Raw genomic sequence first — 16,382 nt, forward strand, 5'->3', positions numbered from 1 at the left:
TTTAGTGTCAATATCGCGCCTTCCCCTATTTCGTCGCCCCCGTGCGGCTTACGCCGCAGGTCTCGCCCGTTGTTCCGATAAACAAGGCTTTGAGCATCTGCGGTTTGTAGCAAAAAGGTAGTCAATGATGAGCGCAAGGCACTTTCTCTCCCTGATGGATTGCACGCCCGAAGAGCTGGTCAGCGTGATCCGTCGAGGCGTTGAGCTCAAGGACCTGCGTAACCGCGGCGTACTGTTCGAGCCTCTGAAAAACCGCGTCCTGGGGATGATCTTCGAGAAATCCTCGACCCGTACCCGGATCTCCTTCGAGGCCGGCATGATCCAGCTCGGCGGCCAGGCAATCTTCCTGTCGCCGCGCGACACCCAACTGGGCCGCGGCGAGCCGATCGGCGACTGCGCCATCGTCATGTCGAGCATGCTCGACGCAGTGATGATCCGTACCTTTGCCCACAGCACCCTGACCGAATTCGCCGCCAACTCCCGCGTGCCGGTGATCAACGGCCTGTCCGATGACCTGCACCCGTGTCAGTTGCTGGCCGACATGCAGACCTTCCTCGAACACCGCGGCTCGATCCAGGGCAAGACCGTGGCCTGGATCGGCGACGGCAACAACATGTGCAACAGCTATATAGAAGCGGCGATCCAGTTCGACTTCCAGTTGCGCGTGGCCTGCCCCGAAGGCTACGAACCAAACCCTGAGTTCGTGGCCAAGGCCGGTGACCGCGTGACCATCGTCCGTGACCCGAAAGACGCCGTGCGTGGCGCGCACCTGGTCAGCACCGATGTCTGGACCTCCATGGGCCAGGAAGAAGAGACCGCCAAGCGCCTCAAGCTGTTCGCGCCGTACCAGGTCACCCGTGCCCTGCTCGACCTCGCGGCCGAGGACGTGTTATTCCTGCACTGTCTGCCCGCCCACCGCGGCGAAGAAATCAGCCTCGACCTGCTTGATGACCCGCGCTCCGTCGCCTGGGATCAGGCAGAAAACCGTCTCCACGCACAGAAGGCCCTGCTCGAGTTCCTCGTTGAACCGGCATATCACCACGCATGAGCCATGAATTACTGCTGAACCTGCGCAACCTCGCTTGCGGCTATCAAGATCAACGTGTGGTGCAGAACCTCAACCTGCACCTCAACGCCGGCGACATCGGTTGCCTGCTCGGCTCCTCGGGCTGCGGCAAGACCACCACCCTGCGTGCGATTGCCGGTTTCGAACCGGTGCACGAAGGGGAAATTTCTCTCGGCGGTGAAGTGATCTCCAGCGCCGGCTTCACCCTCGCCCCGGAAAAACGCCGGATCGGCATGGTGTTCCAGGACTACGCGCTGTTCCCGCACCTGAGTGTCGCGGACAACATCGCCTTCGGCATCCGCAAGCACCCGAACAAGGAGCGCGTCACCGAAGAGCTGCTGGAGCTGGTCAACCTGAAGAACCTCGGCAAGCGCTTCCCACACGAGTTGTCCGGTGGCCAGCAACAACGTGTCGCCCTCGCCCGCGCCCTGGCGCCGGAGCCGCAACTGCTGCTGCTCGACGAGCCGTTCTCCAACCTCGATGGCGAGTTGCGTCGCAAGCTCAGCCACGAAGTGCGCGACATCCTCAAGGCCCGTGGCACCAGTGCGATTCTGGTGACTCACGACCAGGAAGAAGCCTTCGCCGTGAGCGATCACGTCGGCGTGTTCAAGGAAGGCCGGCTGGAGCAGTGGGATACGCCGTACAACCTCTATCACGAGCCGGCGACGCCGTTTGTGGCCAGCTTCATCGGTCAGGGTTACTTCATTCGCGGTCAGCTCGGCAGCCCGGAATCGGTGCAGACCGAACTCGGTGAACTGCGCGGCAATCGCGCCTACACCTGGCCGATCGGTGGCGCGGTGGATGTGCTGCTGCGTCCGGACGACATCGTTTACGCGCCGGACAGTGGATTGAAAGCACGGATCGTCGGCAAGACTTTCCTCGGCGCCTCGACCCTGTATCGCCTGCAACTGCCGACCGGCGCACAGCTGGAATCAATCTTCCCGAGCCATGCCGACCATCAGGTGGGTGCGGATGTCGGGATTCGTGTGGCGGCGGAACATCTGGTGCTGTTCCAGGCCTCCGGCAGCACTGCAGCGCAGATTCCGGCGGTGGAAAACGGCGTTCGCCGCTACAGCACCGCGCACTGATCTCTGCACAAACAATGAGGGAGCCTGATGGCTCCCTTGTTTTTTGGCTTCAGCCCAGCATCAATGTGCCGCTGGCCACCAGCGTCGCATTCCCGCCGATCTTCACCCGCTCGCCTTCCAGCCGACAGAACAGTTCACCACCCCGCGCCGAACGCTGGCATGCAGTAAGGCTGGATTTGCCCAGACGTTTCGACCAGTACGGAATCAGGCTGCAATGTGTCGAGCCGGTCACCGGGTCTTCATTGATGCCGATGGCCGGGGCGAAATAGCGCGAGACAAAATCATGCTGATTGCCCCGGGCGGTGACGATCGCACCCAGCCAAGGCAGCTTGGCGAGGGCGACCATGTCCGGCTGGCAATCGAGCACCGCCTGCTCGGACTCCAGCACCACGAACAGCTCGTTGGAACTCAGAACATCCACCGCCTGAACATTCAGCGCCCGTTCGATCTCCACGGTGACGCCTTTCTCCACCGCTTCGATGGCCGGGAAATCCAGCCACAACCTGCCACCCTCGCGGCTGACGCTCAACGGCCCGGACTTGCAGGTGAAGTCCAGACGCTCGGCGCTTTCCTTATAGATCTCGAACAGTACATAGGCGCTGGCCAGGGTCGCGTGACCACACAGCGGCACCTCGGTTGTCGGCGTGAACCAGCGGATGTGCCACGCCAGCCCTTCGCGCACCAGAAACGCGGTTTCCGCCAGATTGTGCTCGGCGGCGATCTTTTGCATCAGCTCATCCGCGAGCCACGCGTCGAGCCGATAGACCATTGCCGGATTGCCACTGAACGGCCGATCACTGAACGCGTCGACCTGATGAAACTCGAGCTGCATAACCTTCTCCCTGTGTCAGTCGAACGAGCATGCAGCGCCGGCCGGATCAGCGCCAGTGACAGTACCGGCCAATTTTCTTCATACAGACGTCAAGGGCGACCAATGTCGGCAAATTTCGCCTGGGTGTGCTCTGCCAAAACCGCCGGTGCCAGCTCCACTTCCAGCCCGCGCCGACCGGCGCTGACATAAATGGTCGCAAAAGGCTGGGCCGAGTTGTCGATGAAGGTACGCAGGCGTTTTTTCTGCCCCAGCGGGCTGATGCCTCCCAGCAGGTAACCGGTGGACCGTTGCGCGGCGGCCGGGTCGGCCATTTCGACTTTTTTCACGCCGGCGGCGTGGGCAAGCCCCTTGAGGTCGAGACTTCCGACGACCGGCACCACCGCCACCAGCAACTCACCCTTCTCACTGGCCGCCAGCAGCGTCTTGAACACCTGCGCCGGATAGAGCCCTAGTTTTTCCGCGGCCTCCAGGCCATACGACGCCGCCTTCGGGTCGTGTTCGTAACTGTGCACGCGATGTTCGGCACGAACTTTTTTCAACAAGTCCAACGCAGGGGTCATGGCAGCTCCGGGTTCGGCAGTGGCAAAAAAACCTGCGGCGGATTTTAGGTCATCGCAGTGTAAAAGGCTCTACCACGCGCCACGTTTCCCGGGGTTTGCAGGCCGATGACGTTCCTGCACAAGGGTGACCCGCAGGATCATTCACGTGACTGATAGTTTATTTGTGACTGACGGTTCACTTTCGACCTTTGACAGGTTTGTTTCTTGTCTATATTTTTTCGAATCTGAATAATGTAAGAATTATCGTCATCGCAGCACCCAGCAGTAAACCGGGAACAGGATGGGGATCCTGCCTCGGCGAAAATCGCGCCTTGCCCTGTCGGCAACGCGCCAGACAACAACAAAAACCGAGGTTTTCAATGACAACTGCGTTACAGCAACCTTCGCTCTCGAGCCAGTGCCTGGCCGAGTTTCTGGGTACTGCACTCCTGATCTTTTTCGGTACGGGTTGTGTCGCCGCGCTCAAGGTCGCGGGCGCCAGCTTCGGCCTGTGGGAAATCAGCATCATCTGGGGCGTCGGCGTGAGCATGGCGATCTACCTCACCGCCGGCGTTTCCGGCGCGCACCTCAACCCTGCCGTCAGTATTGCCCTGAGCATTTTTGCCGACTTCGAAAAGCGCAAACTGCCGTTCTACATTCTGGCCCAGGTCGCCGGCGCCTTCTGCGGCGCGCTGTTGGTCTACACCCTGTACAGCAACCTGTTCTTCGATTTCGAACAAACTCACCATATGGTTCGTGGCACTGAAGCCAGCCTCGAACTGGCGTCGGTGTTCTCCACCTTCCCGAACCCTGCGCTGTCGACTGCCCAGGCGTTCCTGGTCGAGGTGATCATCACCGCGATCCTGATGGGCGTGATCATGTCCCTGACCGACGACAACAACGGCCTGCCGAAAGGCCCGCTGGCGCCGCTGCTGATCGGCCTGCTGATTGCCGTGATCGGCAGCTCGATGGGCCCGCTGACCGGTTTCGCGATGAACCCGGCCCGGGACTTCGGTCCGAAACTGATGACTTTCTTCGCCGGCTGGGGTGAAATTTCCTTCACCGGCGCACGAGAAATCCCGTACTTCCTGATTCCGATTTTTGCACCGATTGTCGGTGCCTGCCTCGGCGCTGCCGGGTATCGCGGGCTGATTGCCCGTCACCTGACCGGCGCCACACCTGCTACAAAGGATGCAGAACCGGCCATTGACGGCAAACCAAGAACTTCTTGAAACAGTCGGCGCGGGCTGCTGCCCTTATAGAGCCCGCGCCACGGCCCACTCTCCCTTATTTCGTCCAAGGCAATCGACATGACCGACATTCAGAATAAGAACTACATCATTGCCCTCGATCAGGGTACGACCAGCTCCCGCGCGATCATTTTCGACCGCGACGCGAACGTGGTCTGCACCGCACAACGCGAATTCGCTCAGCATTACCCGCAAGCCGGTTGGGTCGAACACGACCCGATGGAAATCTTCGCCACCCAGAGCGCGGTGATGGTCGAAGCGCTGGCCCAGGCCGGTCTGCACCACGATCAGGTCGCCGCCATCGGCATCACCAACCAGCGTGAAACCACCGTGGTCTGGGACAAGACCACCGGCCGCCCGGTGTACAACGCGATCGTCTGGCAATGCCGCCGCAGCACCGAGATCTGCCAACAGCTCAAGCGCGACGGTCATGAAGACTACATCCGCGACACCACAGGTCTGGTCACCGACCCGTACTTCTCCGGCACCAAACTGAAGTGGATCCTCGACAACGTCGAAGGCAGCCGCGAGCGTGCGCGCAACGGCGAACTGCTGTTCGGCACTGTCGACAGCTGGCTGATCTGGAAATTTACTGGCGGCAAGGTCCACGTCACCGACTACACCAACGCCTCGCGCACCATGCTCTTCAACATCCACACGCTTGAGTGGGACGCGAAGATGCTGGAGATCCTCGACATCCCGCGCGAGATGCTGCCGGAAGTCAAAGCCTCCTCGGAAATCTACGGTCGCACCAAGAGCGGCATCGCCATCGGCGGTATCGCCGGCGACCAGCAGGCCGCTCTGTTCGGCCAGATGTGCGTCGAGCCGGGCCAGGCAAAAAATACCTACGGCACCGGTTGCTTCCTGCTGATGAACACCGGCGACAAAGCCGTGAAATCCCAGCACGGCATGCTCACCACCATCGCCTGCGGTCCACGCGGCGAAGTGGCTTACGCACTGGAAGGCGCTGTGTTCAACGGCGGTTCGACCGTGCAGTGGCTGCGCGATGAACTGAAGATCATCAACGACGCCCACGACACCGAATACTTCGCCAATAAAGTGAAGGACAGCAACGGCGTCTATCTGGTGCCAGCCTTCACCGGCCTCGGTGCTCCCTACTGGGACCCGTATGCCCGAGGCGCCCTGTTCGGCCTGACCCGTGGCGTGCGTGTGGATCACATCATCCGCGCGGCGCTGGAATCGATCGCCTACCAGACCCGCGACGTCCTCGATGCCATGCAACAGGACTCCGGCGAACGCCTCAAGGCCCTGCGCGTAGATGGCGGTGCGGTGGCGAACAACTTCCTCATGCAGTTCCAGGCCGACATCCTCGGCACTCAGGTCGAGCGTCCGAAAATGCGCGAAACCACGGCGCTCGGTGCAGCGTATCTGGCCGGCCTGGCGTGCGGTTTCTGGGGCAGCCTGGAAGAACTGCGCGGCAAGGCAGTGATCGAGCGCGAGTTCGAACCGAGCCTGGACGAAGCGGCAAAAGAGAAGCTGTATAAAGGCTGGAAAAAAGCCGTCAGCCGCACCCGTGACTGGGAACGCGAAGACGCTGAATAAGCCAAGCTGAGTACTCGTAACCTGTTGGTCCAAACAGCGTGAAAGCGTAGCGAGCGAAGGCAAGACAAGGCAAAAACAGGCGAGGACGCGGAGTTTACGGGTTTGTAAATGAGCAGTCCGAGCCTGTTTTTAACGCAGGATTGCCGAGCGCAGTAGCTTTCACGTTGTTTGGAAACTGGTAGGGAGCGGATTCCTGCGTCATCATGGGCAAATTTTGCACGGCAGCCCAAAGGAAGCCCCATGAATCTGCCTCCCCGTCAGCAGCAAATCCTCGAGCTGGTCCGCGAACGCGGCTATGTGAGCATCGAGGAAATGGCCACGCTGTTCGTTGTTACCCCGCAAACCATCCGCCGCGATATCAATCAACTGGCGGAAGCCAATCTGCTGCGTCGCTACCACGGCGGCGCCGCTTATGATTCCAGCGTCGAAAACACCGCCTACGCGATGCGCGCCGATCAGATGCGCGATGAAAAGCAACGCATCGGTGAAGCCATAGCCGCGCAGATTCCCGATCACGCCTCGCTATTCATCAACATCGGCACAACGACCGAATCGATTGCCCGCGCCCTGCTCAATCACAGCCACCTGAAGATCATCACCAACAACCTGCACGTCGCTTCGATGCTCAGTGCCAAAGATGATTTCGATGTGCTGCTGACCGGCGGCAATGTGCGTCGCGACGGCGGCGTGGTGGGTCAGGCGAGCGTGGACTTCATCAACCAGTTCAAGGTCGACTTTGCACTGGTGGGCATCAGCGGCATCGATGAAGACGGCAGCCTGCTCGACTTCGATTACCAGGAAGTCCGGGTGTCCCAGGCGATCATCGCCAATGCCCGGCAGGTGATCCTGGCGGCGGACTCCAGCAAGTTCGGCCGTAACGCGATGATCCGCCTCGGCCCGATCAGCCTGATCGATTGCCTGGTGACCGATCAGCAACCGGTGCCGGCCCTGGCGCAACTGCTGAGCCAGCACAAGATTCGCCTGGAAGTCGTTTAACCCCCCTCCCACATATAACTCCCTCCCGGTGAGTTCTCGTTCCCACGCTCTGCGTGGGAACGATCAGTCCGCTCTGCGTGCAACGATCAGTGCTCTAACGCGCATCTTATGTTCGAAAATTTTCTTTTACCCGTCCTTCGATGAGTTTTTTCAATCGAAGTCGACTGGCTGCGCGCGTCTTTATGGGCTACCATTTTCGCAAATGAACATTCATGTTCGATTTCCAAGACAGAAAATCAAAAGAGCCCGAGGCCAGCCGATGTCCACATCTACCTTGCGTACGCCCCCTATCTCCGAGATCTACGACATCGCCGTCATCGGCGGCGGGATCAATGGCGTGGGGATCGCAGCGGATGCCGCCGGTCGCGGTCTTTCGGTGTTCCTTTGCGAAAAGGACGACCTGGCCAGCCACACCTCGTCGGCCAGCAGCAAGCTGATCCACGGTGGCCTGCGCTACCTCGAACATTACGAATTCCGTCTGGTGCGCGAAGCCCTGGCCGAACGCGAAGTGCTGCTGGCCAAGGCCCCGCACATCGTCAAACCAATGCGCTTCGTGCTGCCGCACCGTCCGCACCTGCGTCCGGCGTGGATGATCCGTGCAGGCCTGTTCCTTTATGACCACCTCGGCAAGCGCGAAAAACTCGCAGGCTCGAAAAGCCTGAAGTTCGGCGCCGACAGCGCACTGAAAAGCGAAATCAGCAAAGGCTTCGAATACTCCGATTGCTGGGTCGACGACGCCCGCCTCGTGGTTCTGAACGCCATGGCCGCCCGTGAAAAAGGCGCGCACATCCACACCCAGACCCGTTGTGTCAGCGCCCGCCGCGCCAAGGGCTTGTGGCACCTGAACCTGGAACGCGCCGACGGCAGCCTGTTTTCGATCACCGCCAAAGCGCTGGTGAACGCCGCTGGCCCGTGGGTTGCCAAGTTCATTCGTGACGACCTGAAGATGGAATCGCCGTACGGCATCCGTCTGATCCAGGGCAGCCACATCATCGTGCCGAAGCTGTACGAAGGCGATCACGCGCACATCCTGCAAAACGAAGATCAGCGCATCGTTTTCACCATTCCGTACCTGAACAACCTGACCCTGATCGGCACCACCGACCGCGAGTACACCGGCGATCCGGCCAAAGTGGCGATCACCGACGGCGAAACCGATTACCTGCTGAAAGTGGTCAACGCCCACTTCAAGAAGCAGATCAGCCGTGACGACATCCTGCACACCTACTCGGGCGTACGTCCGCTGTGCAACGACGAGTCCGACAACCCTTCGGCCGTGACCCGCGACTACACCCTGGCGCTGTCCGGCAGCACCGAAGAAGCCCCGCTGCTGTCGGTGTTCGGCGGCAAGCTGACCACCTATCGCAAGCTCGCCGAGTCAGCGATGGCGCAGCTGATGCCGTACTTCACCCAGATGCGCCCGAGCTGGACGGCCACTGCCACCCTGCCCGGCGGCGAGGACATGACCACGCCACAGGCCCTGAGCGCGCTGATCCGCGACAAGTTTGACTTCGTGCCGACCGAAATTGCACGCCGCTGGGCCACCACCTACGGCAGCCGCACCTGGCGCATGCTCGAAGGCGTCGACACCCTGGCCGACATGGGCGAACACATCGGTGGCGGGCTCTACACCCGTGAAGTCGATTACCTGTGCACTGAAGAGTGGGCCACCACCGCGCATGACATCCTGTGGCGTCGCAGCAAACTGGGCCTGTTCACCACGTCGAACGAGCAAGAGCGACTGGCGGCATACCTGAACAAGGTCGAGCAGAACCGCAGCAAGATCGAAGCGGCCTGATCCGTTCGTCGCCGAATAAAAAGCCCCTGAATCGAAAGATTCAGGGGCTTTTTGCATTCAGGCTGAAACAAGGCGCAATGAGGACGTTCGGTTTTCCGAACGCGACCTGACGGTCAATTCGGTTAACCGGATCAGATTCACGGAAAAAAACCATCACAAATCTTTAATAACGTTATAAATCAATGAATTAACCTGTACTGACTGGTCTGGCACGACTCATGCTCTACACTCCTTCGACGAATGCCTGTTGCGCCAACACAACAGGAGCCGTCAGGCATTCGAAGTACAAAGGGCCCGCTCAACCGGCTCCATAAAAAAAACAATGTCGAGGAAAATTTGATGCGCATCGTTCCCCATATCCTGGGCGCAGCCATTGCTGCCGCTCTGATCAGCACACCAGTTTTCGCTGCCGAACTCACCGGCACCCTTAAGAAGATCAAAGAGTCCGGCGTCATCACCCTGGGCCACCGTGACGCTTCCATTCCTTTCTCCTACATCGCTGACGCTTCCGGCAAGCCGGTCGGCTACTCCCACGATATCCAGCTGGCCATCGTCGAAGCGATCAAGAAAGACCTGGACCTGCCAAACCTGCAGGTCAAATACAACCTCGTGACTTCGCAAACCCGTATCCCGCTGGTGCAGAACGGCACCGTGGACGTCGAGTGCGGCTCCACCACCAACAACGTCGAGCGTCAGCAACAGGTCGACTTCTCCGTCGGCATCTTCGAAATCGGTACCCGTCTGCTGTCCAAGGCTGACTCCAAGTACAAGGATTTCGACGATCTGAAAGGCAAGAACGTCGTGACCACCGCCGGCACCACTTCCGAGCGCATCCTCAAGGCGATGAACGCCGACAAGCAGATGGGCATGAACGTGATCTCCGCCAAGGACCACGGTGAATCCTTCCAGATGCTGGAATCGGGTCGTGCCGTTGCGTTCATGATGGACGACGCCCTGCTGGCCGGCGAAGCCGCCAAAGCCAAGAAAGCCTCTGACTGGGCCGTGACCGGCACTCCGCAGTCGTACGAAATCTATGGCTGCATGATGCGCAAAGGCGACGAGCCGTTCAAAAAGGCTGTCGACGACGCCATCAAGGCGACCTACGCCTCGGGTGAGATCAACAAGATCTACGAAAAATGGTTCATGCAGCCGATTCCGCCAAAAGGCCTGAACCTGAACTTCCCGATGAGCGACGAGCTCAAGGCCCTGATCGCCAATCCGACCGACAAAGCGGCTGACGACAAGAAATCCTGATTTCTGACTAACCTTATCCCCTGAGGAGGCGCCTGCCTTTTCAGGGGATGGTCACTCCCTGCTGGCATTTTCTGGAAACACTCGAACCGGTGGCTGTCGAGCCGATCGCGTGTGCCTGATTTTCACAATCAGGGTGGGAACGGAGCTTCCCCAGGCGGGCACTTGTACATCGATCGAATCGAGGGGAGACCCTAATGAATTACAACTGGGACTGGGGCGTGTTCTTCAAGTCCACCGGCGTGGGCAGCGAGACGTATCTCGACTGGTTCATTTCCGGTCTGGGCTGGACCATCGCCATCGCCATCGTGGCCTGGATCATCGCCCTGCTGCTCGGCTCGCTGCTGGGCATCATGCGCACCGTGCCAAACCGCATCGTGTCGGGCATCGCGACCTGCTACGTCGAACTGTTCCGTAACGTGCCGCTGCTGGTTCAGCTGTTCATCTGGTACTTCCTGGTGCCCGATCTGCTGCCGCCGGATCTGCAGGAGTGGTACAAGCAGGACCTGAACCCGACCACCTCGGCTTACCTGAGCGTCGTCGTGTGCCTGGGCCTGTTCACCGCCGCCCGTGTCTGCGAACAGGTTCGCACCGGTATCCAGGCGCTGCCACGCGGCCAGGAATCCGCCGCTCGCGCCATGGGTTTCAAGCTGCCGCAGATCTACTGGAACGTGCTGCTGCCCCAGGCCTACCGGATCATCATTCCGCCGCTCACCTCGGAATTCCTGAACGTGTTCAAGAACTCCTCCGTGGCGTCCCTGATCGGTCTGATGGAGCTGCTGGCGCAAACCAAACAGACCGCCGAATTCTCGGCCAACCTGTTTGAAGCCTTCACCCTGGCGACCCTGATCTATTTCACCCTGAACATGAGCCTGATGCTGCTGATGCGCATGGTCGAGAAGAAAGTCGCCGTGCCCGGCCTGATCTCCGTGGGGGGTAAATAATGGAATTCGATTTCAGTGGCATCGTTCCGGCCATTCCCGGCCTGTGGAACGGCATGCTGATGACTCTCAAGCTGATGGCGCTGGGCGTGGTCGGCGGGATCATCCTCGGCACCATCCTCGCGCTGATGCGCCTGTCCCACAGCAAACTGCTGTCGAGCATCGCCGGCGCGTACGTCAACTATTTCCGTTCGATCCCGTTGCTGCTTGTGATCACCTGGTTCTACCTGGCAGTGCCGTTCGTGCTGCGCTGGATCACCGGCGAAGACACCCCGATCGGCGCGTTCACCTCGTGCATCGTGGCGTTCATGATGTTCGAAGCGGCGTACTTCTGCGAAATCGTCCGGGCCGGCGTGCAGTCGATCCCCAAAGGCCAGATGGGCGCGGCGCAGGCACTGGGCATGACCTACGGCCAGATGATGCGCCTGATCATCCTGCCTCAGGCGTTCCGCAAGATGACCCCGCTGCTCCTGCAGCAGAGCATCATCCTGTTCCAGGACACCTCGCTGGTCTACACCGTGGGTCTGGTGGACTTCCTCAACGCCTCGCGCGCCAGTGGCGACATCATTGGCCGCTCGAATGAGTTCCTGATCTTCGCAGGTCTCGTGTACTTCACCATCAGCTTTGCCGCCTCGGTGCTGGTCAAGCGTCTGCAAAAAAGGTTCGCCGTATGATCTCTATCAAGAACATCAACAAGTGGTATGGGGACTTCCAGGTGCTGACCGATTGCAGCACCGAGGTCAAAAAGGGTGAAGTGATCGTGGTCTGCGGTCCGTCCGGTTCGGGCAAGTCGACCCTGATCAAGTGCGTCAACGCGCTGGAGCCGTTCCAGAAAGGCGACATCGTGGTCGACGGCACGTCGATTGCCGATCCGAAGACCAACCTGCCGAAACTGCGCTCGCGCGTCGGCATGGTGTTCCAGCATTTCGAACTGTTCCCGCACCTGACCATCACCGAAAACCTGACCATCGCGCAGATCAAGGTGCTGGGCCGCAGCAAGGAAGAGGCGACCAAGAAGGGCCTGCAACTGCTCGAGCGCGTCGGCCTGTCGGCTCATGCCCACAAACATCCGGGCCAGTTGTCCGGCGGTCAGCAACAGCGTGTGGCGATCGCCCGAGCGCTGGCGATGGACCCGATCGTCATGCTGTTCGACGAACCGACCTCGGCGCTGGACCCGGAAATGGTCAACGAAGTGCTCGACGTGATGGTGCAACTGGCCCACGAAGGCATGACCATGATGTGCGTGACCCACGAAATGGGCTTCGCCCGTAAAGTGGCCGACCGTGTGATCTTCATGGACGCCGGCAAGATCATCGAAGACTGCAAGAAAGAAGAGTTCTTTGGCGACATCAGCCAACGCTCCGAACGCGCGCAGCATTTCCTCGAGAAAATCCTGCAGCACTAAAAACGGCTGCATTCCCCGACATCCTCTGTCGGGGAATGCAGGTGGTTGACCCAAGGCATCTGTGATGAAATGCGACCCCACTCTCTATCGCGCCACGCCGCCATCACTTGCCGTGAAACCCCGTCTGATCCGCCACCTGTTCCTGCCGCCGCTGGTCATCGCCCTGATGATCGGACTGGGTTACATCGGCTTCTGGACCAGCGAACATTTCGGCATCCGCAGCCTCGGCGAAAACGGCCAGCGCCAGCTGGAACTGCACGCCCGCGCGGTCGAAAGCGAGATCAGCAAATACACCTACCTGCCCAGCCTGCTGGAACTCGAATCGAGCGTTTCGCAGTTGCTGGACGACCCTACTCCGGAACACCGGCAAACGGTCAACGATTACCTTGAAGGCCTGAACCGACGCAGTCGCAGTCGGGCCATCTACGTCATGGACACCACCGGCCGCGTCATGGCCACCAGCAACTGGCGCGACGTCGACAGCTACCTCGGTGAAGACCTGTCGTTCCGCGCCTACTTCCAGAATGCCATTCGCGGCCAGCCCGGACGTTTCTACGGGATCGGCAGCACCAACGGCGAACCCGGTTATTACCTGGCCCACGGCCTCGAAGAACACGGCAAGATCATCGGCGTCGCGGTGGTCAAGGTGCGCCTGGAAGCCTTGGAAGAACGCTGGCAACGGGCGCGCCTCGAAGCCTTCGTCAGCGATGAAAACGGCATCATCATTCTCTCCAGCGATCCGGCCCGGCGCCTGAAATCGGTGATACCGCTGAGCGACGAGACCAAGGAAAAACTCGCCCGCAGCCTGCAGTACTACTGGTTCCCGTTGAACGAGCTGCAACCGCTGGCCCGCGAAACCCTGTCCGAAGGCGTGGAAAAACTCACTTTCCCGGCCAACAGCGAAGTGCCGAGCCAACAGGATGGCGATGAGGAAAACATCAGCTATCTGGCGCAAACCCGACCGCTGAGCGATACCCCGTGGAATTTCACTCTGCTCACGCCGTTGCAGGATCTGCGGCGCGAGGCGATCAATCAGGGAATTCTGGTGGCAGTCGCCTTTGCGCTCGTGGCATTCCTGCTGATCGCCTGGAACGAACGGCGCAAGGTCATCGCCACCCGCCTCGCCGCCCGTGAAGCCCTGCAGGAAGCCAACAACCAGCTGGAGCGTCGGATTACCGAACGCACCGCCGACCTGCGCGCCAGCAACGACCGGCTCAAGAGCCAGATCCGCGAACGGCGTCAGGCCGAAGAGACCTTGCGCCGCGCCCAGGACGAACTGGTGCAGGCCGGCAAACTCGCGGCCATCGGCCAGATGTCCACCAGCATCGCCCACGAATTGAACCAGCCGCTGGCGGCGATGCGCACGCTGTCGGGCAACACCATTCGCTTCCTTGAGCGAGGCCAGCTGGATGTCGCCAGCACCAATCTCAAGACCATCAACGACCTGATCGACCGCATGGGCCGGATCACCGCCAGCCTGCGCTCCTTCGCCCGGCGCGGCGACGACAAGGGCCGCGCCAGCCTCGGCAAAGCGGTGGATGCCGCGCTGCAAGTACTCGGCGCCCGTGTCGAAAGTGCCTCCCTGCAACTGCATCGCCAGTTCGACGATGTGCAGGTGCAGATCGACCAGACGCGCCTGGAACAGATTCTGGTCAACCTGATCGGCAACGCCCTCGACGCCATGCAGGCGCAACCGCTGCCGGAGCTGTGGCTGGAGGGCGAAGAATTCAACGGCAAATATCGCCTGCGAGTGCGCGACAACGGGCACGGCATCGACGCCGAAGCGCGCAAGCACCTGTTCGAACCGTTCTTCACCACCAAGCCCGGCGAACAGGGCCTGGGCCTCGGCCTGACCCTGTCGGCCAGCCTCGCCGCCGCCACCGGCGGCCATTTGGGTGTCGAGCACCCGGCCAGCGGTGGTACCACCTTCGTCCTCAGTTTACCGTTGGTAAGCCCTATTCCTGCCGAGCCAATATGAACAACGACCTTAGTGTGCTGATCGTCGAAGACGATCCCCATGTGCTGCTCGGCTGCCAGCAGGCGCTGACCCTCGAAGACATCCCGTGCATCGGTGTGGGCAGTGCCGAAGAGGCGCTGGAACAGGTCGGCGACAACTTCGCCGGAATCGTCATCAGCGACATTCGCCTGCCCGGCATCGACGGTCTGGAACTGCTGACCCGGCTCAAGCAACGCGACCGCAGCCTGCCGGTGGTGCTGATCACCGGACACGGCGACATCTCCATGGCCGTCGGCGCGATGCAGAAAGGCGCCTACGACTTCATGGAAAAACCGTTCTCCCCCGAACGCCTGGTCGATGTGGCCCGCCGCGCGCTGGAGCAACGCAGCCTGAATCGCGAAGTCTCGTCCCTGCGCCGGCAACTGGCCGAACGCGATTCCCTTGAAGGACGGATCATCGGCCGTTCGCCGGCCATGCAGAACCTGCGCGAGCTGATCGCCAATGTCGCCGACACCTCGGCCAACGTGCTGATCGAAGGCGAGACCGGCACTGGCAAGGAACTGGTCGCCCGCTGCCTGCACGATTTCAGCCGCCGCCACACCAAACAGTTCGTTGCGCTGAACTGCGGCGGTCTGCCGGAAAACCTGTTCGAAAGCGAAATCTTCGGTCACGAAGCCAACGCCTTCACCGGCGCCGGCAAGCGGCGGATCGGCAAGATCGAACACGCCGACGGCGGCACGCTGTTCCTCGACGAAGTGGAAAGCATGCCGCTGCCATTGCAGATCAAACTGCTGCGGGTATTGCAGGAACGCACCCTCGAACGCCTCGGCTCGAACCAGAGCGTGGCGGTGGATTGCCGGGTGATCGCGGCGACCAAATCCGACCTCGACGAATCGAGCAAGGCCGGTGAATTCCGCAGCGACTTGTACTACCGCCTCAACGTGGTGACGCTGGAACTGCCGCCGCTGCGCGAACGCCGCGAAGACATCCTGCAACTGTTCGAACACTTCACCCAGCAATCGGCCCTGCGTTTCGACCGCGCGCTGCCGGAGCTGGACAACCAGACCCTGTCGAGCCTGATGAGCCACGACTGGCCGGGCAACGTGCGCGAACTGCGCAACGTCGCCGAACGTTTTGCCCTCGGTCTGCCGGCGTTCAAGAAAACCGGCGCGGGTAGTGCAGGCCAGGGCCTGGCCTTCGCCGAAGCGGTGGAAGCGTTCGAACGCAACCTGCTCAGCGACGCCCTGCAACGCAGCGGCGGCAACCTGACTCAGGCCAGCCTGGAACTGGGCATGGCCAAGACCACGCTGTTCGACAAAGTGAAAAAATACGGCCTGAGCCATTAAGCGAGAACGACGTGGATCTGATTTTCAAGGCAATGCTCGGTGCGGCAGTGGTGGTGATCCTCGCCATGCTGGCCAAGACCAAAAACTACTACATCGCAGGTCTGGTGCCGCTGTTCCCGACCTTCGCCCTGATTGCCCATTACATCGTCGGCAAGGGCCGTTCGATCGACGACCTGAAGACCACTATCGTTTTCGGCATGTGGTCAATCATTCCGTACTTCGTTTATCTGGCGACGCTGTACGTGATGGTCGACCGCATGCGCCTCGAAGCTTCGCTGGCGGTCGCGGCAGTTGCGTGGCTGATGGCCGCGACGGTGCTGGTGTCGGTGTGGGTGCGGCTTCACGCCTGA

Annotated in this window: 15 protein-coding genes; 13 read left to right on the forward strand and 2 right to left on the reverse strand. The window is 60.6% G+C overall.

Going from position 1 to position 16,382, the window contains the following annotated elements; all coding sequences use genetic code 11:
- Positions 1 to 127: 127 nt before the first annotated feature.
- The gene (gene argF / locus LOY31_RS23270; RefSeq protein WP_045121707.1) at positions 128 to 1,048 is read left to right on the forward strand and encodes an ornithine carbamoyltransferase; all 921 of its coding nucleotides are present in this window, start codon (positions 128 to 130) and stop codon (positions 1,046 to 1,048) included.
- The gene (locus LOY31_RS23275; RefSeq protein ID WP_179693896.1) at positions 1,045 to 2,154 is read left to right on the forward strand and encodes an ABC transporter ATP-binding protein; all 1,110 of its coding nucleotides are present in this window, start codon (positions 1,045 to 1,047) and stop codon (positions 2,152 to 2,154) included. Before argF ends, LOY31_RS23275 begins: the two co-directional genes overlap by 4 nt.
- Positions 2,155 to 2,203: 49 nt before the next feature.
- Here the strand turns inward: LOY31_RS23275 and LOY31_RS23280 are convergent, their stop codons facing one another.
- Both LOY31_RS23280 and ybaK read right to left on the reverse strand, forming a co-directional pair.
- Positions 2,204 to 2,986, reverse strand: a complete 783-nt coding sequence (locus LOY31_RS23280; RefSeq protein WP_221533549.1) for a PhzF family phenazine biosynthesis protein — start codon at positions 2,984 to 2,986, stop codon at positions 2,204 to 2,206.
- A gap of 89 nt (positions 2,987 to 3,075) precedes the next feature.
- A complete protein-coding gene (ybaK, locus tag LOY31_RS23285; RefSeq protein ID WP_221533548.1) occupies positions 3,076 to 3,546 on the reverse strand; it encodes a Cys-tRNA(Pro) deacylase in 471 nt (156 codons plus the stop codon).
- 359 nt (positions 3,547 to 3,905) lie between these two features.
- Between ybaK and LOY31_RS23290 the strand changes: the two genes are divergently transcribed.
- The 11 genes from LOY31_RS23290 to LOY31_RS23340 all read left to right on the forward strand — a co-directional run bounded on the left by LOY31_RS23290 (position 3,906) and on the right by LOY31_RS23340 (position 16,382).
- A complete protein-coding gene (locus LOY31_RS23290) occupies positions 3,906 to 4,757 on the forward strand; it encodes an MIP/aquaporin family protein (protein WP_007953183.1) in 852 nt (283 codons plus the stop codon).
- Between the two features lie 78 nt (positions 4,758 to 4,835).
- On the forward strand, positions 4,836 to 6,338 hold the full coding sequence (glpK, locus tag LOY31_RS23295; protein ID WP_007953181.1) for a glycerol kinase GlpK: 1,503 nt from the start codon (positions 4,836 to 4,838) through the stop codon (positions 6,336 to 6,338).
- A gap of 240 nt (positions 6,339 to 6,578) precedes the next feature.
- On the forward strand, positions 6,579 to 7,334 hold the full coding sequence (locus LOY31_RS23300; protein ID WP_007953179.1) for a DeoR/GlpR family transcriptional regulator: 756 nt from the start codon (positions 6,579 to 6,581) through the stop codon (positions 7,332 to 7,334).
- A gap of 259 nt (positions 7,335 to 7,593) precedes the next feature.
- A complete protein-coding gene (glpD, locus tag LOY31_RS23305; protein ID WP_085745277.1) occupies positions 7,594 to 9,132 on the forward strand; it encodes a glycerol-3-phosphate dehydrogenase in 1,539 nt (512 codons plus the stop codon).
- 339 nt (positions 9,133 to 9,471) lie between these two features.
- Positions 9,472 to 10,386, forward strand: coding sequence for a glutamate/aspartate ABC transporter substrate-binding protein (locus LOY31_RS23310; protein WP_011335750.1), 915 nt, complete (start codon positions 9,472 to 9,474; stop codon positions 10,384 to 10,386).
- Between the two features lie 194 nt (positions 10,387 to 10,580).
- Positions 10,581 to 11,327 carry an amino acid ABC transporter permease gene (locus LOY31_RS23315; RefSeq protein ID WP_007953174.1) on the forward strand — a complete coding sequence of 249 codons (747 nt, stop codon included), beginning with the start codon at positions 10,581 to 10,583 and terminating at the stop codon, positions 11,325 to 11,327.
- Entirely contained in the window at positions 11,327 to 11,998 is a 672-nt protein-coding gene (locus tag LOY31_RS23320; protein WP_007953172.1) for an amino acid ABC transporter permease, read from the forward strand. The genes LOY31_RS23315 and LOY31_RS23320 overlap by 1 nt, the downstream gene beginning before the upstream one ends.
- Positions 11,995 to 12,729, forward strand: coding sequence for an amino acid ABC transporter ATP-binding protein (locus LOY31_RS23325; RefSeq protein ID WP_007953170.1), 735 nt, complete (start codon positions 11,995 to 11,997; stop codon positions 12,727 to 12,729). Before LOY31_RS23320 ends, LOY31_RS23325 begins: the two co-directional genes overlap by 4 nt.
- Before the next feature lie 64 nt (positions 12,730 to 12,793).
- Positions 12,794 to 14,707: a sensor histidine kinase gene (locus LOY31_RS23330; RefSeq protein ID WP_258712261.1), complete on the forward strand. Its 1,914-nt coding sequence runs from the start codon at positions 12,794 to 12,796 to the stop codon at positions 14,705 to 14,707.
- Positions 14,704 to 16,032 carry a sigma-54 dependent transcriptional regulator gene (locus LOY31_RS23335; RefSeq protein ID WP_085606770.1) on the forward strand — a complete coding sequence of 443 codons (1,329 nt, stop codon included), beginning with the start codon at positions 14,704 to 14,706 and terminating at the stop codon, positions 16,030 to 16,032. Before LOY31_RS23330 ends, LOY31_RS23335 begins: the two co-directional genes overlap by 4 nt.
- 20 nt (positions 16,033 to 16,052) lie before the next feature.
- Positions 16,053 to 16,382, forward strand: coding sequence for a GlpM family protein (locus LOY31_RS23340; RefSeq protein ID WP_162831789.1), 330 nt, complete (start codon positions 16,053 to 16,055; stop codon positions 16,380 to 16,382).

The organism is Pseudomonas sp. B21-021 (assembly GCF_024749205.1).
GTDB classification, from domain to species: Bacteria; Pseudomonadota; Gammaproteobacteria; order Pseudomonadales; family Pseudomonadaceae; genus Aquipseudomonas; species Aquipseudomonas paraglycinae.

What these genes read in the sequence shown, in the direction of transcription:
- glpD (WP_085745277.1), top strand. Translation starts at nt 7,594, where the DNA reads ATGTCCACATCTACCTTGCGTACGCCCCCTATCTCCGAGATCTACGAC.
- ybaK (WP_221533548.1), bottom strand. Translation starts at nt 3,546, where the DNA reads ATGACCCCTGCGTTGGACTTGTTGAAAAAAGTTCGTGCCGAACATCGC.
- LOY31_RS23325 (WP_007953170.1), top strand. Translation starts at nt 11,995, where the DNA reads ATGATCTCTATCAAGAACATCAACAAGTGGTATGGGGACTTCCAGGTG.
- LOY31_RS23315 (WP_007953174.1), top strand. Translation starts at nt 10,581, where the DNA reads ATGAATTACAACTGGGACTGGGGCGTGTTCTTCAAGTCCACCGGCGTG.
- LOY31_RS23300 (WP_007953179.1), top strand. Translation starts at nt 6,579, where the DNA reads ATGAATCTGCCTCCCCGTCAGCAGCAAATCCTCGAGCTGGTCCGCGAA.
- argF (WP_045121707.1), top strand. Translation starts at nt 128, where the DNA reads ATGAGCGCAAGGCACTTTCTCTCCCTGATGGATTGCACGCCCGAAGAG.
- LOY31_RS23275 (WP_179693896.1), top strand. Translation starts at nt 1,045, where the DNA reads ATGAGCCATGAATTACTGCTGAACCTGCGCAACCTCGCTTGCGGCTAT.
- LOY31_RS23290 (WP_007953183.1), top strand. Translation starts at nt 3,906, where the DNA reads ATGACAACTGCGTTACAGCAACCTTCGCTCTCGAGCCAGTGCCTGGCC.
- LOY31_RS23280 (WP_221533549.1), bottom strand. Translation starts at nt 2,986, where the DNA reads ATGCAGCTCGAGTTTCATCAGGTCGACGCGTTCAGTGATCGGCCGTTC.
- glpK (WP_007953181.1), top strand. Translation starts at nt 4,836, where the DNA reads ATGACCGACATTCAGAATAAGAACTACATCATTGCCCTCGATCAGGGT.
- LOY31_RS23310 (WP_011335750.1), top strand. Translation starts at nt 9,472, where the DNA reads ATGCGCATCGTTCCCCATATCCTGGGCGCAGCCATTGCTGCCGCTCTG.
- LOY31_RS23320 (WP_007953172.1), top strand. Translation starts at nt 11,327, where the DNA reads ATGGAATTCGATTTCAGTGGCATCGTTCCGGCCATTCCCGGCCTGTGG.
- LOY31_RS23330 (WP_258712261.1), top strand. Translation starts at nt 12,794, where the DNA reads ATGAAATGCGACCCCACTCTCTATCGCGCCACGCCGCCATCACTTGCC.
- LOY31_RS23335 (WP_085606770.1), top strand. Translation starts at nt 14,704, where the DNA reads ATGAACAACGACCTTAGTGTGCTGATCGTCGAAGACGATCCCCATGTG.